The organism is Paenibacillus sp. JL3B1040, assembly GCF_057063165.1.
Genome location: NZ_CM169317.1, coordinates 52749 through 70181 on the forward strand (window position 1 = coordinate 52749; position 17433 = coordinate 70181).

The 17433-nt window shown below is 58.6% G+C and carries 14 protein-coding genes; 12 read left to right on the forward strand and 2 right to left on the reverse strand.

What is annotated here, in order from left to right; translation table 11 throughout:
• Positions 1-356: 356 nt before the first annotated feature.
• The 10 genes from yabN to hydG all read left to right on the forward strand — a co-directional run bounded on the left by yabN (position 357) and on the right by hydG (position 13291).
• Complete coding sequence (gene yabN, locus ACZF99_RS00240) at positions 357-1853, forward strand: bifunctional methyltransferase/pyrophosphohydrolase YabN (RefSeq protein WP_483608044.1); 1497 nt, start codon at positions 357-359, stop codon at positions 1851-1853.
• 186 nt (positions 1854-2039) lie between these two features.
• Positions 2040-2312, forward strand: a complete 273-nt coding sequence (locus ACZF99_RS00245) for an HU family DNA-binding protein (RefSeq protein WP_068784357.1) — start codon at positions 2040-2042, stop codon at positions 2310-2312.
• The gene (locus ACZF99_RS00250; protein WP_483608047.1) at positions 2312-2593 is read left to right on the forward strand and encodes an RNA-binding S4 domain-containing protein; all 282 of its coding nucleotides are present in this window, start codon (positions 2312-2314) and stop codon (positions 2591-2593) included. Before ACZF99_RS00245 ends, ACZF99_RS00250 begins: the two co-directional genes overlap by 1 nt.
• 493 nt (positions 2594-3086) lie before the next feature.
• A complete protein-coding gene (gene hydE / locus ACZF99_RS00255; protein ID WP_483608049.1) occupies positions 3087-4145 on the forward strand; it encodes a [FeFe] hydrogenase H-cluster radical SAM maturase HydE in 1059 nt (352 codons plus the stop codon).
• A 102-nt stretch (positions 4146-4247) separates the two neighbouring features.
• A complete protein-coding gene (locus ACZF99_RS00260; RefSeq protein ID WP_483608051.1) occupies positions 4248-5240 on the forward strand; it encodes a 2-oxoacid:acceptor oxidoreductase family protein in 993 nt (330 codons plus the stop codon).
• Positions 5241-5293: 53 nt separating this feature from the next.
• Positions 5294-7585, forward strand: coding sequence for a thiamine pyrophosphate-dependent enzyme (locus ACZF99_RS00265; RefSeq protein WP_483608053.1), 2292 nt, complete (start codon positions 5294-5296; stop codon positions 7583-7585).
• A gap of 36 nt (positions 7586-7621) precedes the next feature.
• Positions 7622-8125, forward strand: coding sequence for an NADH-quinone oxidoreductase subunit NuoE (nuoE, locus tag ACZF99_RS00270; RefSeq protein WP_483608055.1), 504 nt, complete (start codon positions 7622-7624; stop codon positions 8123-8125).
• A gap of 16 nt (positions 8126-8141) precedes the next feature.
• Entirely contained in the window at positions 8142-10028 is a 1887-nt protein-coding gene (nuoF, locus tag ACZF99_RS00275) for an NADH-quinone oxidoreductase subunit NuoF (protein ID WP_483608057.1), read from the forward strand.
• A gap of 15 nt (positions 10029-10043) precedes the next feature.
• Positions 10044-11783, forward strand: a complete 1740-nt coding sequence (locus tag ACZF99_RS00280; protein WP_483608059.1) for an NADH-dependent [FeFe] hydrogenase, group A6 — start codon at positions 10044-10046, stop codon at positions 11781-11783.
• 80 nt (positions 11784-11863) lie between these two features.
• Positions 11864-13291: a [FeFe] hydrogenase H-cluster radical SAM maturase HydG gene (gene hydG, locus ACZF99_RS00285; protein WP_483608061.1), complete on the forward strand. Its 1428-nt coding sequence runs from the start codon at positions 11864-11866 to the stop codon at positions 13289-13291.
• Between the two features lie 416 nt (positions 13292-13707).
• Here hydG and hydF read toward each other — a convergent pair whose 3' ends face one another.
• Positions 13708-14955 (reverse strand): [FeFe] hydrogenase H-cluster maturation GTPase HydF, encoded by a 1248-nt coding sequence (gene hydF / locus ACZF99_RS00290; RefSeq protein WP_483608063.1) that lies wholly within the window; start codon positions 14953-14955, stop codon positions 13708-13710.
• Positions 14956-14970: 15 nt separating this feature from the next.
• On the reverse strand, positions 14971-16404 hold the full coding sequence (locus ACZF99_RS00295; RefSeq protein WP_483608065.1) for an aspartate ammonia-lyase: 1434 nt from the start codon (positions 16402-16404) through the stop codon (positions 14971-14973).
• A gap of 162 nt (positions 16405-16566) precedes the next feature.
• Here ACZF99_RS00295 and yabP point away from each other — a divergent pair, with 162 nt between their 5' ends.
• The gene (gene yabP, locus ACZF99_RS00300) at positions 16567-16848 is read left to right on the forward strand and encodes a sporulation protein YabP (RefSeq protein ID WP_483608066.1); all 282 of its coding nucleotides are present in this window, start codon (positions 16567-16569) and stop codon (positions 16846-16848) included.
• Positions 16845-17432, forward strand: coding sequence for a spore cortex biosynthesis protein YabQ (yabQ, locus tag ACZF99_RS00305; protein WP_483608068.1), 588 nt, complete (start codon positions 16845-16847; stop codon positions 17430-17432). Before yabP ends, yabQ begins: the two co-directional genes overlap by 4 nt.
• Position 17433 lies beyond the last annotated feature (1 nt).

A 17433-nucleotide genomic window follows, 5' to 3' on the forward strand; every position in this document is an offset into this window, starting at 1 on the left:
GCGGTTCACGGAGTTAAATCGGCTCCCACAAGCTAACGGACACCAGAAACGCTATTGACCCGCCTTAGGACAGCTTCCGATTCCAACGGACCGAGAAGACCTTATTTCGGTCAAAAGCGGCGAAATAGTCGCCCAGAGGGCTCAATAAGGTCTCTGGTGTCCGTTATGGCAGGAAATAGCCGGGAGATAGGCAAATAAGGTCATTAGGGTCCGCTACGTAGCCACGCTGCCGGGAGTCCCCAGCTTCATCCGACCTAAAGCGTTTTGCATAAACGCGCTTCGAAAGCATAGGCTTGGCATTTTGCACACTCATTAGTTAATTACATGCTGTAAGGACAGGGAGTGAGATCAATACCATGAGCGCAACCATTACGGTGGTCGGCCTCGGCTCGGGGGATCCCGACCGGCTGACCTTAGGCAGCTTGAAACGGCTGCAGGAAGCGGGGGAACGTTACGTCCGGACGAAGGACCATCCGGTCGTGAATTGGCTGGAGCAAACGGGCGTCGGCTTCGCCTCGTTCGACGAGGTGTACGAAGCGATGGACGACTTCCCTTCCGTATACGAGGCGATTGCCGCCAGACTGTTGGCGCGGGCCGAAGCGGGCGGAGACGAGGAGAACATCGTATACGCCGTTCCCGGACATCCGCTGGTTGCCGAAGCGACGGTCAAGCTGCTGCGGGAACGTGGTCCCGAGCGAGGCATTAAACTCGAGATGATCGGCGGGGAAAGCTTCCTGGACGAAGCGTTCGTCCGGCTCGGCTTCGATCCGATCGAAGGCTTCCTGCTGCTGGACGCTTCGGACGTCCGGGGAGAAGCGATCGATCCGAGACGGCATACGCTGATCGGGCAAGTCTATGACCAACTGACCGCCTCGGAGGTGAAGCTGGGGTTGATGGAACTGCTGCCCGACGATTATCCGGTTGTCGTGGGACATGCCCTTGGCGTCGAAGGCCAAGAACGGATTGAGCGGGTACCGCTGTTTGAGCTGGACCGGATCTCCGGCTATGGCAATCTGTCCCTTGTCTACGTGCCGGCCAGCGAGGACGAAACCCTTCGCATCCGCAGCTTCCAGCGGCTGCATGAGATTGTTTCGATTTTGCGCAGCCCCGGCGGATGTCCGTGGGATCGCGAGCAGACGCACGATTCGATCCGCAAGAATCTCATCGAGGAAACCTATGAGGTGCTGGAGACGATCGACGACGACGATCCCGACCACATGCGCGAGGAGCTCGGCGATCTGCTGCTGCAAATCATGCTCCACTCCCAGATGGAGGAAGAGACCGGCGCTTTTACGGTGTATGACGTCATCCAGGAACTGAATGAGAAGCTGATTTACCGTCATCCGCACGTGTTCGGCAATTTGAGCGCGGAGGATGCCGAGGCGGCGCTGAATAACTGGGAAGCGATGAAGGCCGAGGAGAAGAGACGCAAAGGAGTCGAGCCCGAGCGTCAATCGGCGATCAGCGGGGTTCCGCGCGATTTGCCGGCCTTGATGAAGGCCTACAAGCTCCAGAAAAAGGCGGCGAAGGCCGGGTTCGATTGGGAGGACATCGGGGGAGTTTGGTCCAAGCTCGAGGAGGAGATCCGCGAGTTGAAGGAAGCCGTGGAGCAAAAGCGCGATCCCGACACCCAGGAGTTGGAGCTGGGCGATGTGCTGTTTTCGGTGGTAAATGCCGCCCGTTACATCGGAGCGGATCCGGAGCAAGCCCTGTCGCGGACGATCCGCAAATTTACACAGCGGTTCCATTACGTCGAGGAGCGGCTTCGCGAGCAAGGGAAGTCCCCCGTCGACAGCACGCTGGCGGAAATGGACGTTTTATGGGATGAGGCTAAGTCGAAAGAACGGGAATGATGGGAGAAAAGGCCTAAATTTCGGTTTTTTTGCGAAAAAAGCAAAAAAAAGTTCCCAGCAGTGCAGGATTTTTCATTTTAAGCAAGAATACTACTCATACAAAGATACCCATCTGGCCCTGGGCAGGTCTTGCGCCTGTAGTGCCAAGGTATCATCTATTTCTTTTATTATTGGGAGGCATTATTAATGAACAAAACAGATCTGATCAACAACATTTCCAGCAAAAGCGGTTTGACGAAAAAAGACGTTGAATCCGTATTGAATGGGTTCCTCGGCGAAATTACCGATGCGCTTGCTGGTGGCGACAAAGTACAATTGATCGGCTTCGGCACTTTCGAAACCCGCAAACGTTCCGGTCGTACGGGCCGCAACCCGCAAACCGGCAAAACGATTGAAATCCCGGCTTCCAATGTTCCGGCATTCAAAGCGGGCAACAAACTTAAAGAAGCTGTAAAATAATGCGTCTTGATAAATTCCTGAAGGTATCGCGGTTGATCAAGCGGCGCACGGTGGCCAAGGACGTCTCCGAACAAGGCAGAGTGCTGATCAACGGGCGCGAATCCAAACCGAGCAGTACCGTCAAGGTTGGCGACGAACTCACGGTCCAATTCGGCCAAAAGCTGGTGACCGTGCGCGTCGAACGCCTGGTTGAGACGACTCGCAAGGATGAGGCTGCGACCATGTATACCTTGATTAAGGAAGAGCCGATCGCGAAGGATACCGGTCTGGACTGGTCCTGAAGTCGCGAAGCTCAGAGCATGTTCCGTTGAATCGGGACATGCTCTTTTTTTGGCCCCGGAAGGGTGTAAAAAATATCCTAGCCAAACGGTAAAATCGTGGTAATATAATAAATACACACTTTACTAACGTTTTCGATAAGCGCACTTGCTTCTTAGAAAACTCCTCTGTATTAACCTCATGTCGAATCCATCAACGTTGCGACTGCGGCATGTATCTACGAATCGAAATCACGCACCCATCGACCAACCATTCGACTAAGAGTTACCCAAACGAACGAAGCAACGAACGAAGTAACAAACGAACTCGGCAACTTACCCGATACGTCGCTCAGACTGCAGAACGATCCGAAAAACGGGGTGATTTTATCAGCGAAATTTAATTAAAACGCTTACGAAGTGAAAATATTCACAATTGTTTCATTCATCATTTGCTACGACGGCCATAGGGTATACAAAGGTCCGGAATCCAGTTTATCCAAAGGATGATCGCCTGATGAAACAGCTTGTGCACAAGCTCTATGCCCGGGAAAAGCTCTCCAAGGACGAGCTCGTCCATTTGCTGGGGCATATGGATGTTGAGACGCGCAGGGAGCTGTTCCGGTTTGCCCGTATGAGACGGGAGCAGGTTTACGGGGACAAGGTGTACATGCGCGGGTTGATTGAATTTTCAAGCTATTGCCGGCGGAACTGCTTGTATTGCGGACTGCGGTCCGGCAATCGCTACGCCGAGCGTTATCGGCTCCGCCCCGAGGAAATTCTCGAATGCTGCCGGGAAGGATACGGACTTGGTTTCCGCACGTTTGTGCTCCAGAGCGGAGAGGATCCCTGGTATACGGCCGATCTGCTGACTGCCTTGATCCGGGATATCAAAACGGAGTTTCCGGATGCGGCCATCACGCTGTCGATCGGCGAACGGGAGGAGAAAACCTACCGATTGCTGCATGAAGCGGGGGCGGACCGCTTTTTGATGCGTCATGAAACCGCTTCCCGCAGCCTGTATCAACGGCTCCATCCTGCCATGTCGTTCGATAACCGGCGCAAATGTCTGGAGACGCTGCAGTCGATCGGTTATCAGGTAGGCGCAGGATTCATGGTCGGCCTGCCCGGGCAAACCGCGGAAGATTTAGCGGAGGATCTCCTCTATCTCAAATCGTTGAACCCGGATATGATCGGCATCGGCCCGTTCATTCCCCACGACCGGACCCCGCTGCGCGATGCGAAGGCCGGGTCGCTGGAAGAGACGCTGGTCATGGTGGCGTTGGCCCGCTTATTCGTTCCCGAGGCGTTGATTCCCGCAACGACCGCCCTCGGGACGTTAAACCCCGAAGGCAGGGAATTGGCGCTGAAAGTCGGGGCCAATGTGGTCATGCCCAACCTGTCGCCCGTCTTCGTCCGCAAGAAGTACGCCTTGTACAACAACAAGATTTGCACGGGCGACGAATCTGCACAGTGCAGGCACTGCCTTGAACTCCGGATTGGAGCCGCGGGCTTTTCCGTAGATATGGGAAGGGGGGATAGCCTGAAGGCGGTAGGAAGCCGCCGCCATGCTTAATCTTAATAGGGTTACGAAATGTTACTTGGCTTTTCCAAAGTGGTTTATTTTCGCTATTATACGTGAAATATTTCACAAATCGATGCAAAGGAGACATGGCGAATGAGCATATTGACCAAAACAAACGAGCATGGCTTTTTTGAAATTCGGCTGGAATCCATCGGCGGACTCGGGGCCAACCTGGCCGGGAAGATGCTGGCGGAATCCGGGGTGCTCGGACTCGGCTTAAACGGCGCAAATTTCTCGTCCTATGGTTCGGAGAAGAAGGGGTCGCCGGTGAAGAGCTTCGTCCGTTTTTGCGAGCCGGACGTGGAAATTCACGATCACAGTCCGATCGAGGAGCCCGACGTCATCGGCGTTTTCCACGAAGCGCTGCATAAGACGGTGAATGTTTTAAGCGGCCTGAAGCCGGACGGTATCGTGTTAGTGAATTCGACACGAGGTTTCGAAGAGATCCGGCGCGACTTGGAGTTTCCGTACGGGACGCTGGCTGTTGTCGACGCCATGGGGATCGCCATCGACGAGCATACAAAGGTGAACACCTCGATGCTGGGGGCGTTGTTCCGGGTTTGCGATTTCCTTGATCCGGATTCGATGCGCGAAGTGATTAAGCATACGTTCCAGAAAAAATACCCGCACCTAGTGGAGCCCAATCTGCGTACGTTTGACCGGGGTTACCAAGAGGTGCGTTTCCAGACGATCGCGCCGCCTGCAGGAGCCCAGGGGAATCGCTTCGAGCGGTCGCAACCGCTGCTGGGGTTTGAGACTCAGGCCCCGGGCGGCATTATCCGCGCGCAGGGCAACAGCCTGTTGAAGGACTTGAGCGGCTCTCGCCAGGGCTTTGTGCCGGAGCTGGACATGGAGAGCTGCGTCCACTGCGCCAATTGCGACGCGGTATGCCCCGACCTGTGCTTCGTGTGGGAATCCGGGGAGGACAAGAAGGGGCGCCCTCAAATGTTCTTGCGCGGAATCGATTATCAATATTGCAAAGGTTGTTTGAAATGCGTGGAAATCTGCCTGACTGGCGCGCTCAGCATACGCCGGGAGGAGGCCGGGTACGCCGATAGTCACCGCGTCGCCCATGCCTTTCTGTAGCGGTCTCATGACTTGTTTAGAACTCACAGAAGAGCCAAAGGAGGAATTTATCGATGTCGATAACCGAAGAGAAAATCACGAAAATGACGCTTGCGGAGCAGACGATCGCCTTTGAGTCGGGCAATGAAGCGGCGGCCATGGCGGCGGCTCAGATCAACTACCATGTGATGGGGTACTTTCCGATTACGCCGTCCACGGAGATCGCGCAGATCCTGGATCAGAAGAAGGCGCAAGGCCTGCATGACATCCGGCTGATCGCGGCCGACGGGGAGCATGGCTCGGCGGGGATTTGCTACGGGGCGGCGCTCAGCGGAGCCCGGGTCATCAATGCCACCAGCGCCAACGGGTTCATGTACATGATCGAGCAACTGCCGGTGCAGTCCGGGACGCGGTTTCCGATGGTGCTGAACCTGGTAACGCGCGCGATCAGCGGTCCGCTGGATATTCGCGGCGATCACTCCGATCTGTATTACGCGCTGAACACCGGCTGGTTGATCCTCACGGCGAGCACGCCGCAGGCGGCGTACGATATGAATCTCATGGCGCTGAAATGGTCCGAGCATCCGGAAGTGCGGCTGCCCGTGATCGTGGCCTATGACGGTTTTTTTACCTCGCATCAGAAACGGAAGCTGAATTATTTCAAAGACGCCAAGGCGGTCCGGGCGTTCGTGGGCGAAACGCCGCCGGCCGGATTCGATCACGTGGCCGATCCGTCGCAGCCGATTACGGTCGGCGCGCATATGAACGGCGACGACCTGCTGAACAACCACTATCAGCTGCATCTGGCACACGAACGGGCGGCCGAAGTGTACCAACAAATCGCCGCCGAGTACAAAGCGTTATCGGGACGCGAATATCCGGTGCTCGAGTTGTATCGAATGGAAGATGCGGAGGTCGCTTTGTTCCTGCTGAATTCGGCGGCGGAAACGGCCAAGACGATCGTCGACAAGCTACGGGCTCGGGGGATTAAGGCGGGAATCATCCGGCCGAACGTCATTCGGCCTTTCCCGGCGGAGGAGATCCGAGCCGCGTTGCGGGGCGTAAAAGCGCTGCTGGTGGGGGAACGCGCCGATTCCTACGGCGGCAAAGGCGGCAATATGACGCATGAAATCCGCTCCGCGCTGAAGCTGGATCCGGCGAACCAAACGATCGTCTTGTCCCGCGTGTTTGGCCTTGGGGGGAAGGATTTTTATCCGGACGAAGCGGAAGCGTTCTTTGAGCTGGCCATAGAGGCGATGAATCAAGGCGAGGCTACGGTGCCTTTCGATTATTTCGGGCAGGTGCCCGGCGATCCGGTGCACGAGCTTAGACCGCTATTGACCCCGCAGCACGGCGATGCCTTTAACAGCGGGCTGATCCAGGTGATGCCGGACGAGGCGACCGGCAAGCTGAAGGTGAAGCTGCCGCCGCTGCGCAGCCTGACGGCGAAGCCGAAGCGGCTGGCGCCGGGCCATGGCGCTTGTCCGGGCTGCAGCGCGATCTCTTCGCTGGAGCTGTTTTACAAAGGCATTGAAGGCGACGTCGTGACGTTGGTTCAAACCGGTTGCACGTATGTTGTGACGGCCGGGTACCCGTACACCTCGCATAAGCAAACGTTCGTGCACAACCTGTTCCAGAACGGGGCTGCAACGGTAGCCGGTGCCGTCGAGGCCTTCTGGGAACGGAAGCGCCGCGGCGAGATCGACGTCTCGGACAACGTCACCTTCATCATGGTAACCGGTGACGGCGGGATGGATATCGGGATGGGGCCGGCGATCGGTTCGGCGCTCAGGAACCACAAGATGATCATTTTGGAATACGACAATGAAGGGTATATGAACACCGGTTCCCAGCTTTCCTACTCTACGCCGCTGGGCCACCAGACCAGCACCTCCGGCGTAGGCAAGGCGCAGAAGGGGAAGGCGTTCCATCACAAGGATACGCCGCAAATCATGGCGGCGACGAATATCCCGTACGTGTTTACCGGAGCGGAGGCGTTCCCGCAGGATCTGATCACGAAGGCGGCCAAGGCGCAGTGGTACGCGCAGCATGAAGGTCTGGTGTACGGGAAGGTGCTCAGCACCTGTCCGCTGAATTGGCGGTCCGAGGACCAACTCGGCACGAAAATCCTCCAGACGGCAGTGGATTCATGCTTCTTTCCGCTGTATGAAATTGAGCACGGGGTGACGAACATCACCTACAATCCGGAAGCGAAAAATAAGCGGACCTCGCCGCTGGAATGGCTGAAGCTGATGGGCAAGACGAAGCACATGCTGCAGGATCAGGAGCTGCTGGACGCGTTCGAGGAAGAAGTCAACCGGCGCTGGGAACGGCTGAAGCTGAAGCACGAAAGTCCGCTGCTCTAAGGCTGGCGGCCGGACAATGAAGGGAGAGGATCGAAGATGGAAGAGACTTGCCGTTGTGCGGAGGACCAGGAGCGGCTGCATCGGGTTGGGGAAATCATCGAGCAATTCCGCTTGCTGCCGGGCGCGCTGATCCCGGTACTCCACGAAATTCAGGATTTGTACGGCTATCTGCCGGAGGAAGCGCTGCAGGTCGTTTCGCGGGAACTGGGAATGTCGATGGCCGAAATCTACGGGGTAGCGACGTTTTATTCGTTTTTCTCGCTAGAGCCGAAGGGCGAGCACGTGATCCACGTCTGCATGGGCACGGCCTGTTACATTAAGGGCGCGCAAGGCGTGCTGGACCGCCTGAGCCAGGAGTTGAACGTTCCGGTGCAAGGGACGACGGCCGACGGGAAATTTACGCTGGAAGCCACCCGCTGCCTGGGGGCTTGCGGTTTGGCGCCGGTCATGACGATCGGGGAGAAAGTGCATGGCCGGCTGACGCCAAACGAAATACCGAAAATTCTGAAGCAGATGCGCACGCCTGCGGAGACGCATTAGAAGGGATGGTGGAACGATGAAAACGTTGTTGGATCTCGAGAGCATCCGTACCGCGCAGCTGAGCCGGCTGGTCCGCCGTAAACTGGGCAAGGCCGGGTCCGCCGACGGGGGCGTCGCCGAGCGGTCGGTCATGATCTGCGGCGGCACGGGCTGCGTCTCCTCGGATTCCATGCTGATTGCGGAAGCTTTTGAGGCAGAAGTCGCCAGTCAAGGGATTCAGGACAAAATCGATATCGTGCGAACCGGCTGCTTTGGACTGTGCGAGCTTGGGCCGGTCGTGATCGTTTACCCGGAGGAGGTATTCTACAGCCGGTTGAAGGTGAAGGACGTGGCGGAGATCGTCGACAAGCACCTGCTCCAGGGCCAAGTCGTCGCTCGCCTCGTTTACCAGCAGTCGCTGGGCGAGGACGGGCGGATCAAACCGCTGCACGAGGTTGAGTTCTTCCGCAAACAGCAGCGGATCGCTCTGCGCAACTGCGGTACGATCGATCCGGAGGACATCGACGAATATATCGCGATGAACGGGTACAAGGCGCTGCATAAAGTCTTGACGACAATGGACCCGGCAGAGGTCGTGACCGAGGTGAAGGAAGCGGGCCTGCGCGGGCGTGGCGGCGGCGGGTTCCCGACCGGGATCAAGTGGGAGACGGCGGCGAAGCAGCGGACGGGGCAAAAATACATCATATGCAATGCCGACGAAGGCGACCCGGGCGCGTTCATGGATCGCTCGATCCTGGAGGGCAATCCGCACTCCGTGCTGGAAGGCATGGCGATCGCCGGCTACGCTATCGGGGCAAATCACGGCTTCATCTATGTGCGGGCGGAATATCCGATTGCCGTGAGACGGGTGCAGGCGGCGATTCGGCAGGCCCACGATTACGGACTGCTGGGCGAAGACTTGTTCGGCAGCGGGTTCTCCTTTGACATCAGCGTCCGTCTGGGGGCGGGGGCGTTCGTCTGCGGCGAAGAGACGGCGCTCATGAACTCGGTGGAAGGCAAACGCGGCATGCCGAACCCGAAGCCGCCGTTCCCGGCCGTCCGCGGGTTATGGGGGCAGCCGACGGTGATCAACAACGTGGAAACGCTGGCCAACGTGCCGATCATTATGCTCGAGGGCGCTTCGTGGTACGCGGGCATCGGGACGGAAAAAAGCAAGGGCACCAAAGTGTTCGCCTTGGGCGGCAAAGTGGTAAACACCGGGCTGGTGGAGGTGCCGATGGGCATTACGCTGCGCGAGGTCATTTACGAAATCGGCGGCGGGATTCCCGGCGGCAAGGCGTTCAAAGCGGTACAGACCGGCGGTCCTTCGGGCGGCTGCTTGACAAGCGAGCATCTCGATCGCCCGATCGATTACGATACGCTGCTCAGCTTGGGGTCGATGATGGGGTCGGGCGGCATGCTGGTGATGGACGAAGAGACCTGCATGGTTGACGTGGCCCGCTATTACCTCGACTTTACGCGCGATGAATCATGCGGCAAATGCGCGCCGTGTCGAATCGGCACCAAACGCCTGCTGGAGATTTTGGAGAAAATCACGGAGGGCAAAGGTACGATGGAGGACCTGGACGCGCTGGAGGAGCTGTCCGAGCAGATCAAAGCGGCTTCGCTATGCGGGCTCGGCCAAACGGCGCCGAATCCGGTGCTGTCTACGCTGAATTATTTTCGCGATGAGTATATCGCCCATGTGGTCGACAAGAAGTGTCCGTCCGGCGTTTGCCGTTCGCTGATTACGTACACGATCGATGCGGAGAAGTGCCGAGGCTGCACCCTTTGTGCCCGGAAGTGTCCGGCGGAAGCGATCACGGGCGAGATGAAAGAGGCGCATGTGATCGACCCGCTGCTGTGCATCAAATGCGGCATTTGCTTCGACAGCTGCAAATTCGCCGCGATCTACAAAAGCTAAAGGGGGGAGCGTTCGATGATGGATACGGTGAAATTATGGATTGACGAAATGGAAACGGAAGTGCCGAAGGGAACGACGGTGCTCCAAGCGGCCCGCGGATTAGGCATTCATATCCCGACCCTTTGCCATCTGCAGGGCACGAGCCACCCGTCCAGCTGCCGCGTTTGCCTGGTGGAATCGGGCCCCCGCCTGATCGCTTCGTGCACGCTGGTAGCCGAGGAGGGCATGCGGATTCGGACGAATACGCCGCGGGTGCGCAAAGCCCGCAAAACAACGGTTGAGCTGATCCTGTCGGATCATAATCGGGAGTGCACTTCCTGCCTGCGCAGCGGTGCCTGCGAGCTTCAGGAGGTAGCGAATCAGATTGGGGTGCGCGATGTGCGGTATGCGGGGGGCAAAGCGCGGTCGGCGTTCGATATCTCATCGCCGTCCATTGTGCGCGATACTTCAAAGTGCCTGCTGTGCGGCCGCTGCGTTGCCGTCTGCAGCGAGGTGCAGACCGTGGGAGCGATCGGGTTCATGAACCGGGGATTCGACACGGTCATCGGACCGGCCTTGGGCCGGCCGATCGGCGAATCGGTCTGCGTCAACTGCGGGCAATGCATCATGGCTTGTTCGGTCGGCGCATTGCAGGAGCGGGAGAATGTGGGTGACGTGTGGCAGGCGATCGCCGATCCGCATAAATTCGTCGTTGTGCAAACGGCACCGGCGGTACGCGTCGCCTTGGGCGAGGAGTTCGGGATGCCGATCGGCACCCGCGTGACGGGCAAGATGGTAGCCGCGTTGCGTCGGCTTGGCTTCAACAAGGTGTTCGACACTGATTTTGGCGCCGACTTGACGATCATGGAGGAGGGGACCGAGCTGATGCATCGGCTCCAGACCGGTCGGGACCTGCCGCTGATGACGTCCTGCTGTCCGGGCTGGGTGAAGTTCGTGGAGCATTATTTCCCAGATATGCTGGATAACCTGTCAAGCTGCAAGTCGCCGCACGAAATGGAAGGCGCGATGATCAAAAGCTATTTCGCTCAAACGATGGGCATTGACCCGGGAAACATCGTCGTTGTGTCGATCATGCCGTGCACGGCGAAGAAGTTCGAAGGACAACGCGAGGAGCTGGCCAGCGAATCGCTGCAGGACGTCGATTACGTGCTGACGACGCGGGAAGTCGCGCGGATGATCCGAGAGGCGGGCATCGACTTTGCGAACCTGCGCGGCGAGGCGTTCGATAATCCGTTTGGCGAAGCGTCGGGCGCCGGGGTTATTTTTGGGACGACCGGCGGAGTGGCTGAAGCGGCGTTGCGGACGGTGTTTGAGCTGGTTGCCGGCGAAGAGCTGGAGACGGTGGAATATACCGCAGTGCGCGGGATGGACGGGATCAAGGAGACGACGGTGGAACTGCCGGACGGCCGGACGATTCGCACCGCCGTCGTGCATGGGCTCGGCAACGCCCGGAAGCTGATGTCGATGATCCAGTCCGGCCAGCGCCGATACGAGTTTATCGAGGTGATGGCCTGTCCGGGCGGCTGCATTTGCGGCGGCGGGCAGCCTTTTGTGGATGCCCGCCAGCGGGATACGCTCGACGTGAAGGCGGAACGGGCCAAGGCGATTTACGACGAGGACGAGGCGTCCACAATTCGCAAATCGCACAAGAACCCGTATATTCAGCAAATTTACCGCGAGTTCTTGGAGAAGCCGAACAGCCACAAAAGCCATATGTACCTGCACACGCACTATTTGGTGCGCTCCCGTTATTAGTCGTTCGCCGTTGCGTTGTCCAAACGGTCTCGAAGGGGCCATATAAAGTGATATTGGCATCTTACAGGGAGGGATTTAGGATGAGCAGGTCAGAACAAAGAGCGGCGGCGGATTTCATCCGGGACGAAACCATCGTATCGGCGCTTGCTTACGGGTCGCAGCTGGCTCGTGACCGCAAGAAGGTGCTGGCCATTTTGGAACGCGCCCGAAGCGCCAAAGGCATTACCGCGGCGGAGGCCGCCGTTTTGTTGAACGTGGAAGACGATGTGCTGCTGGAAGAGATTTACCATGCGGCACGCGAGGTAAAGGAACGGATTTACGGAAATCGGATCGTGTTGTTCGCCCCTCTATACGTCAGCAACTTCTGCGTAAATAACTGCGAATACTGCGGCTATAAGCAGTCCAATGAGGGGATGGTCCGGCGGCGCTTGAACCGGGAGGAGCTGATCCAGGAGGTCGAGGTGCTGCAGCAAATGGGGCACAAGCGGCTGGCGCTGGAGGCCGGGGAGGATCCGGAGCATTGTCCGATCGACTACATTCTCGAATGCATCGAAACGATCTATTCGGTGAAGGTCGATAACGGGAGCATCCGCCGGATTAACGTCAACATCGCCGCCACGACGGAGGAGGATTACCGTAAGCTGGCGAATGTCGGGATTGGCACCTATATTCTGTTCCAGGAAACGTACCACCGTCCGACCTATAGCCGCATGCATCAGAAAGGACCGAAACGCGATTACGACTGGCATACGACGGCGATGGACCGGGCGATGCGGGCCGGCATCGACGACGTCGGCGTTGGGGTGCTGTACGGATTATATGATCACAAATATGAAACGATCGCGATGCTGATGCACGCCGAGCACCTGGAAGCGACATTCGGCTGCGGGCCGCATACGGTCTCCGTACCGCGCTTGCGGGCGGCGGACGGCGTCGACCTGAACAGCTTCCCTTATCTCGTGAACGATCACGAGTTCAAGAAGATCGTAGCTGTGCTGCGGCTGGCGGTGCCTTATGCCGGCCTGATCCTGTCCACCCGGGAAGACGCGGAATTCCGCGACGAGGTGATCAAGCTGGGCATCTCCCAGATCAGCGCGGGTTCCTGTACCGGCGTCGGCGGATACACGGATACGTACGAAGGCGGTCAAACCCACGGCGATTCCTCGCAGTTTCAGGTCGGCGACCACCGCTCGCCGCTGGAGATGATCAAGTCGCTGTGCCGGGACGGCTATATCCCGAGCTATTGCACCGCCTGCTACCGCGAGGGACGAACGGGCGACCGCTTTATGCGCCTGGCCAAATCGGGCCAGATCCATAACGTCTGCCATCCGAACGCGCTGCTCACCCTGCAGGAGTACTTGTTGGACTACGGCGATGACGAAGCCCGGCAGATGGGTGCGACGTTGATCAAAAACAACCTCCGCCGTATTCCCAAAGCGTCCGCGCGCGAAGTGACCATCGACCGCCTGCAGCGCATTCAGAACGGCGAGCGGGATTTGCGGTTCTAGGCCGAGCAGGGAAGGCTCGAATGCAAAAAAAGCCTTCAATTCCGCCATTGTGGCGGCGTTGAAGGCTTTTTGGCGCCGAATTACTGTTGGGATTCCTCGTCCGTCTCCATCCCAAAGCAATGCTGGACGTGCAAGTGTCGTTAATGAACCACTGAATTTGTTCGCGTTCGCGGGTTCGCTGGCGTGAACCCGGTCTAACGCTTGCCAGAACGCTTATTGGGACCAAACGAGGGGAGTTTCATTTCTAACGCTGGTCAGCGAGCTTATTTGGGCAGAATGGCCTCGTTTCCGAGGCGAATCAGGCAAATAAGCTTTCCCATAAGCGTTACGCCATCCAAGCCCCCGTTTTGGGCCAAATAGCGCCGCTGACAAGCGTTAGAGTTCCGGATTGCCTCGAAGGCAATTCCCGAGTTCTCTCATCGAGGCTCCCGAGCCGCTTCTTCCCAAGCCATCACGGCGGAGGGGAAGAGCTCGATGGCGCGAGGGAATACGCCATGAAGGTAGGCGATCAGGACGCCGTAATTGACGATTGGGACGCCGGCCGCTTGGGCTTCGCCGAGGCGGTGCAGCATAGCGCGGCGGTTCAGCATGCAGGCGCCGCAATGGATGACCAGCGCGTAGCGGGCCAGATCCGGCGGGTAACTGTAGCCGGAGACATGCTCGATGTGCAGCTGTTTCCCCGTGGCCTGACGCAGCCAGCGCGGGATTTTGACGGTGCCGATATCGTCGGACTGCTGATGGTGCGTGCAGGCCTCCGCGATCAATACGCGATCGCCGTCCCGCAGGTTCTCCACGGCCCGCGCGCCCCGGACCAGCTCGCCTAATTCGCCCTTATGCCGGGCGAACAGGATGGAGAACGAGGTCAGCGGCACTTCCTTCGGCGTGTCGGCAGCTACTTTGAGGAAGACCTGCGAGTCCGTGATGACGAGGCGCGGTTTCGTCCCAAGCCGTTCCAGCGTCGCCTTGAGCTCGTGCTCCTTCGTGACAACAGCGATGGCGTCGCTCTCGAGCAGGTCGCGGATCGTCTGCTGTTGCGGCAGGATCAGCCGGCCCTTGGGCGCGGCTTTGTCGATCGGCACGACCAGCACAACGAGATCCCCCGGCGCCACAAGGTCGCCGACGAGCCGGAAGTGCTCCGCCTCGTGCGGAAGCGCCGTGACGATCGCCCGCTTCAGCTCGGGAACGCCGCGGCCGTCCAATGCGCTGAACGGCACGCAATCGAGGCCCAACTGCGTTTTCACGCTAGCGAGAACCGCCTCCACCCCAGCGACCGCATCGATTTTGTTCAGTACTCCGACGACGGGGATGTTCCGCTGCCTCAGCTCGGCCAGCAGTTCCCGGTAAAAGTCGTCGGGACCCGTCATAGCGTCGATCACCAGCAAAGCGAGGTCAGCGCGGTGGATGAGCTCCCGCGTTTTTTGCTTGCGCAGCTCGCCCAGCGCCCCTTCATCGTCCAGGCCGGCAGTATCGATCAGAACCACCGGTCCCAGCGGCAGCAGCTCCATCGCTTTGTACACCGGATCGGTGGTCGTTCCCCGCACCGGCGAGACCACGGCGGCCTCCTGCCCCGTCAAGGCGTTGACCACGCTGGATTTTCCCACATTCGTCGGGCCGAAAACGGCGATATGCGTCCGCTCTCCGCGCGGCGTAGCATTCAGGCTCATCTCGCGTTCCCCCTCTTATTCGCCGGGTATCCCCGGCTTCGTAACTTGCAGCGGATTCAGGATAGCCGCGGCGCGTTCGGCGGTCAGCCAACCGCCTTCCACGGCGACCTGCTCCACCGACAGCCCTTCGCGCCGGGCGATCCCGGCAATCTCGGCGGCCGCCTCGTAGCCGAGATGCGGGACCAGCGCGGCGGTCAGCACGGTGGAGCGCCGCAGATGCTCGCGGCATACGCCCTCGTTGACGGCGATGCCGCGAATGCAGCGCTGCTCGAACAGCGGGACGGCCCGCCCCAGGATCTCCAGCGATTCCAGCAGGGAATCGGCGATCAGCGGGCCAAACGCGTTCAGTTCGAGCTGGCCGCCGGCGGCGGCCCAGGTGATCGCCGCGTCGTTTGCGATCACCCGCATGGCCGTCTGGCCGGCCATTTCCGCCATGACGGGGTTCACCTTCCCCGGCATGATCGACGAGCCGGCCTGGACGGCGGGCAGCGCGTATTCGCCGATGCCCCCGGCGGGGCCGGACGCCAGCAGCCGCAGGTCGCCGGCGATCTTAAACAAGGTCACGGCTGCCGCTTTCAGCAGCCCGGACACCTCGACGAAGACGTCCATGTTCTGCGTCCCGTCCATCGGAAATTCGCTGCGCGCCAAGCCCAGTCCGGTCAACGCCTGCAACGTGTCGGTCACCTGGAAGACGTAGGCCTTGGGCGCGTCCAACCCGGTGCCGATCGCCGTGCCGCCGAGATGAATCTCGCGCAGCCGCTCTTCGGCCTTGTACAGCCGCCACCGGTCGCGGGCGACCGCTTTGGCGTAAGCGCCGAATCCCTGGCCGGCCATCATCGGCAGGGCGTCCATCAATTGCGTGCGCCCCAGCTTCAGCACGTCCGCGAATTCCTGCTCCTTCTCCTGCAGCGCCTCTTGCAGGGAAGCGTAAGCGTCGCTGAGGGGACGCAGCAGCCGGATCGCCGCGATCCTGAGCGCGGTGGGGTACACGTCGTTGGTCGATTGGCAGCGGTTGACGTGGTCAAGCGGGTGGACTACCCGATAGTCGCCTTTGGACCCGCCCAGCTGTTCGATCGCCATATTCGCGACCACCTCGTTCACGTTCATATGGGTGGACGTCCCCGCACCGCCCTGCAGGGCATCGACGACAAATTGATCCGCCAAGGCGCCGCCGGCAATCTCGTCGCACGCCCACTCAATCGCTTCCGCCACCTCTGCCGGGATCAGGCCCAGCTTGCCGTTAACCCGAGCCGCCGCTTTCTTGACCAAGGCGATCGCTTCGATCAGCCGGGGATGGGCCGGACGTCCGCTGACCGGAAAATTCTCCATCGCTCGCACCGTATGAATGCCGTAATACGCCTCGGCCGGGATGTCCTCGGTTCCTAGCGAATCGGTCTCCCGGCGGTATTTTTGATCGGGATTGGAACCTTTCGGTAAGGGTTGCCGCATGCGGATTCGCCTCCAACAACGGATGTCAATCTCTTCCTTTTTATCCTAATTGAAAGCGGTTTCCCGGGACAGTAAAGAAGATCACGTTATAAGCCGGAAGGAACTTGTTCTAAAGCCGATTTTTCGTCCATAAGCTAAGGATAAGAAGGAGGGGTACATGCCATGGTCGAACCAAATAAAGCCAAGCATCAGGAGCTGCATCTATTAAATCGCAAGCTGCTGGACATTTCGGGGGTTCTCAATGTGGAAAGCTTCGACAGCGAGGAGTTCCTGCTTCAGACCGAACTCGGGCATCTGACGATACGAGGGCAGAATTTACATATCAAAAACCTGAACCTGGAGCAGGGGCTGGTCAGTATCGAGGGGTCGGTAAACTCGCTTTCGTATTTGGATCCGGGTTCGAATTCGTCCGGCAAGGGCCTGCTCGGCAAGCTGTTCCGATGAATTTGGAGACGCAATGGGCGACCCTGCTCTGGATGCTGGCCTCCGGGGGGATCATGGGCATCGCCTTCGACAGCTACCGCGTCGTTTCGGGACAACTCCGGTTTCCCCGCTGGAGCGTCCATGCCCTCGACTTGCTCTACTGGTTGGCTGCCGCTTTGTTCGTATTCCGCACGTTGTACCACAGCAACCAGGGGGAACTTAGGTTCTATGTTTTTTTAGGCCTATTTTTAGGTATTTGGATTTATTTTTTGTTCCTCAGTGTTATCACGGAGCGTTTTGTGTTAATGTTAATGAGGATAACTAACAAAATTTATCGCTTTATCGTACGAATGATCGAGATTATCATCATCGCTCCGTTACAATGGCTGGTCAAAATGATCCGGGTCCTGCTCGGATTCGTTTGGGTCGTGTTGCTGTTCCTGGGCCGGGTGACCTTATTGCCGGTCTGGAGGCTGCTCGTATGGGTGTTTAGGCCTATATGGACAAGGCTTCGGATTCCGCAAGGATGGGACAAGATCCGGAGTTGGGCGGCCGTGTGGCGGGAGCGCGTTTTGCGTCTGTTACGTTGGTTCAACAAGGAATAAA

What these genes read in the sequence shown, in the direction of transcription:
- ACZF99_RS00260 (WP_483608051.1), top strand. Translation starts at nt 4,248, where the DNA reads ATGAGCATATTGACCAAAACAAACGAGCATGGCTTTTTTGAAATTCGG.
- hydF (WP_483608063.1), bottom strand. Translation starts at nt 14,955, where the DNA reads ATGAGCCTGAATGCTACGCCGCGCGGAGAGCGGACGCATATCGCCGTT.
- ACZF99_RS00250 (WP_483608047.1), top strand. Translation starts at nt 2,312, where the DNA reads ATGCGTCTTGATAAATTCCTGAAGGTATCGCGGTTGATCAAGCGGCGC.
- hydE (WP_483608049.1), top strand. Translation starts at nt 3,087, where the DNA reads ATGAAACAGCTTGTGCACAAGCTCTATGCCCGGGAAAAGCTCTCCAAG.
- yabN (WP_483608044.1), top strand. Translation starts at nt 357, where the DNA reads ATGAGCGCAACCATTACGGTGGTCGGCCTCGGCTCGGGGGATCCCGAC.
- nuoE (WP_483608055.1), top strand. Translation starts at nt 7,622, where the DNA reads ATGGAAGAGACTTGCCGTTGTGCGGAGGACCAGGAGCGGCTGCATCGG.
- nuoF (WP_483608057.1), top strand. Translation starts at nt 8,142, where the DNA reads ATGAAAACGTTGTTGGATCTCGAGAGCATCCGTACCGCGCAGCTGAGC.
- ACZF99_RS00280 (WP_483608059.1), top strand. Translation starts at nt 10,044, where the DNA reads ATGATGGATACGGTGAAATTATGGATTGACGAAATGGAAACGGAAGTG.
- hydG (WP_483608061.1), top strand. Translation starts at nt 11,864, where the DNA reads ATGAGCAGGTCAGAACAAAGAGCGGCGGCGGATTTCATCCGGGACGAA.
- yabQ (WP_483608068.1), top strand. Translation starts at nt 16,845, where the DNA reads ATGAATTTGGAGACGCAATGGGCGACCCTGCTCTGGATGCTGGCCTCC.
- ACZF99_RS00265 (WP_483608053.1), top strand. Translation starts at nt 5,294, where the DNA reads ATGTCGATAACCGAAGAGAAAATCACGAAAATGACGCTTGCGGAGCAG.
- ACZF99_RS00245 (WP_068784357.1), top strand. Translation starts at nt 2,040, where the DNA reads ATGAACAAAACAGATCTGATCAACAACATTTCCAGCAAAAGCGGTTTG.
- ACZF99_RS00295 (WP_483608065.1), bottom strand. Translation starts at nt 16,404, where the DNA reads ATGCGGCAACCCTTACCGAAAGGTTCCAATCCCGATCAAAAATACCGC.
- yabP (WP_483608066.1), top strand. Translation starts at nt 16,567, where the DNA reads ATGGTCGAACCAAATAAAGCCAAGCATCAGGAGCTGCATCTATTAAAT.